The following is a 2,775-nucleotide window of genomic DNA, read 5'->3' as shown; positions in this document are numbered from 1 at the left end:
CTAAATACTCTATAAAGCATATACCCAAAGGGTGTTCCATTGAATATCAAGTAGAGCAGGATGGGAATTTATACTTACAGATGAAAAATGAAGCAGATAAAAATAGCCTGTTTCATCTTTATATCACTATCTCTGGTATGGTATTTGGAAAAGTTACTTTATTTCACCGTGAATCTACTAGAAATATAGAATTGCTCCGAATAGATTATACCGATGGGCAACATAAGAATCCCCCTTTTGCAAATGGAGTTCCTCCTTTTTTAGAAGCCTATGGGAACGCAATATTAAAGGGTAACCATATACATATTTATGTAACAGGATATGGACTTTCTTGGGCAATTCCATTGGATGAAAGTGATTTCCCTATTAAAGAAATAAGAAGAGATAATATTAATATTAACTTTGCAGAAGCCGTATTGTGTTTTTCAGAACGTATAGGACTACTCAATAGAATCAAAGTACACTGTAATACAAGACTACCCTTTGAATGAATAAAATAGAAGATAAAATACAAGAATATTTCAAGTGGTTAAAAGATAATACCCTTATTAGTTCAGATCCAGAATCTGAGTGGAATATCGTATCGATCCCTTATACTGCTTTCTTCAACGATTGCATAGATATCTATGTCAGAGAAATGGGTAGTTATTATCTTTTGTCTGATGGTGGAGAAACTTTTTCCAATTTAGATATGCTAGGTCTAACCTATAACAAGGGGGTGAAAAGGGATCATATAGATTATGTTTGCCGCATTCATGGTGTGCAGATAGATGAAAATAAGCATCTAAATATCCAATGTGAAAAGAAAGATTTTGCAATATCTAAACATAATTTATTAACTGCAATCTTAGAACTGGCAGAGATGCAGTATCTCGTAAAAGATAATATAGTTAATCTTTTTAAAGATGAAGTCTTTGATGTTTTGATGGATAAACAAATAAGGCACACACCAGAATTTAGAGTAAGTGGTCAGTCGGGACTTGAGTATGTATTTGATGTTCAACTAGCTGGTTTGAAAGAAGAGCTTTTAGTAAAAACTTTCAATCGTCTGCAACAAGATAATGTAGAGCGTTTCCTCTTTAGTTGGCAAGATGTTCATAATGCTCGCACTGCTGAAGTAAGAGGTAAAAAAGTGTGTGGATTGGCTGTAATAAATGATTTAGAGATTTCTCCAAAAGCTGAATTATTGGAAGCTCTAAAGAATATGGGCACTCGAACTCTTAGATGGAGTGAACGTACTGACAAGCTAGATAAAGCTTTTGACGTAGCTTAATTGAACAAATACTGTCTTTTCTCCTCATTAATAGGAGAGACTCCATGCTGTCTTATCTCTATAAAAGTATCTTTGAAGCCTTGACGAAAGTTATCTCATTTACACCATTTTTCTAAAACCTTCATGAGTTTTTCTTCTTCTACCACATGTATGGGTACTCCCTGAGATTGTAGTTCGTGGATACGTTTGAGTTTGGCAGGACCAGCTTTTTCTCCTTTCAATACGAAGTTGGTACGTGAAGAGATGGAGGTATTTATTTTTGCGCCTAGTTGTTGAATTTGTTCGGCAAGCTCCATCCGATCTCTTTGAAAAGTACCCGTAATCACTACCTTCTGATTGTAAAAGGGGTTCTGAGGATTGGCTTGCGACAGATCTTGTTTCAAAACATCTCCCGTAAGCATTCGGTAAGTTGATTTTTTCTTTTGTTGAGGAATACGTGAAAACTGAGGATGCAGCCCTTGCTGATAGTTGATGTAAAACTGGGCACAACAGGCTGCGTCAAAGCAAGCATCGTGATGATTGGTATAGGCTATCTGATAAGCATAACACAAATCTTCTAATCCGAGGTGTAGCAACTCATACGTGCAGATAAACGAACGAAGGTTGTTGGGTATTCTGAAGTGAAAAAGATTCTCGGCAATCACAGCTTCATCAAACTTAGCATTATGAGCCACAAGTTGGTTGTAACGTAAATCAAACCCTATCTTCTCCCATACCTGAGGCAGAGTAGGAGCCTGAGCCGTGTCGCTCTCGTAGATGCCATGAATCATGGTGTTGCGGTATTCAATGTGGTTGTGGGGCGGCTGTACCAGATACGATTCCTTCTTCACAATTTCCCCATCGAGCACATAAGCAAGCCCTATCTGACAAATAAAACGGGGCTTAGCCGAAGTAGCCGTTTCTACATCTATCGCAATAAAATCATATCTATTCATAACCAACCTTTCCTTTCAAAAGTAGTGAAAGAAAAGCGAAATACAGAAAAATCAATTTAATCTTTTTTACAAAAATCTGTTGAGTAGGGCTTTGACTTGAGTTGTCTTATAGAAGAAAGGTGATCAGCCATAAGAAAAGAGAACCTTAAACATATTCTAGTCGATAAATGTTTTACACAAGGAGTGGTATGTAATCGAAAGTTTGATGTAACCCTCTGTAGTATGAAAAATATTAACTAGTTTCGTATCCAAACAGATTATTAATAGCTTTAAAAAGTACAAGAATGAAATTTAAATCTACACACTACAAGTTTTTAATCGTTTCAGCTTTAATGCTAAAAGGGTTGGACGCAAGTAGTATGACTAACACAATGATTCAGTATAGCGATAATACCGCAGTAACAACTGATGTGTGGAGTAAGTATAAAACGAATCGTCCAGCTGAATCTAAAAGGCTTTTTGTATCCAAAGTAGTTGATAAAGAAATCGAGAGAGTTAAAGGGATGTTGAAAAATCCTAAACTAGCTTGGATGTTCGAAAACTGCTTCCCCAATACTCTAGATACTA

Annotated in this window: 3 protein-coding genes and 1 pseudogene; 3 read left to right on the top strand and 1 reads right to left on the bottom strand. The window is 36.2% G+C overall.

The features are described from left to right. On the top strand, window positions 1-491 hold a 491-nt coding region (locus K8V80_RS06640; RefSeq protein WP_276776362.1), incomplete at its 5' end, for a DUF6978 family protein. After that, a complete protein-coding gene (locus K8V80_RS06635; protein ID WP_276776360.1) occupies window positions 488-1,273 on the top strand; it encodes a DUF1828 domain-containing protein in 786 nt (261 codons plus the stop codon). The genes K8V80_RS06640 and K8V80_RS06635, both read left to right, overlap by 4 nt. Before the next feature lie 95 nt (window positions 1,274-1,368). Here the strand turns inward: K8V80_RS06635 and K8V80_RS06630 are convergent, their stop codons facing one another. Beyond that, window positions 1,369-2,208 (bottom strand): exonuclease domain-containing protein, encoded by an 840-nt coding sequence (locus K8V80_RS06630; RefSeq protein ID WP_276776357.1) that lies wholly within the window; start codon window positions 2,206-2,208, stop codon window positions 1,369-1,371. Between the two features lie 284 nt (window positions 2,209-2,492). On the opposite strand from K8V80_RS06630, the pseudogene K8V80_RS06625 reads away from it, so the two are divergent. After that, window positions 2,493-2,775, top strand: a pseudogene (locus K8V80_RS06625) (glycoside hydrolase family 125 protein); the annotation flags it as partial.

This window comes from Bacteroides coprosuis (assembly GCF_020741705.1).
Lineage (GTDB): Bacteria > Bacteroidota > Bacteroidia > Bacteroidales > Bacteroidaceae > Bacteroides_E > Bacteroides_E coprosuis.
This window is presented reverse-complemented; position numbering and strand designations above follow the sequence as displayed.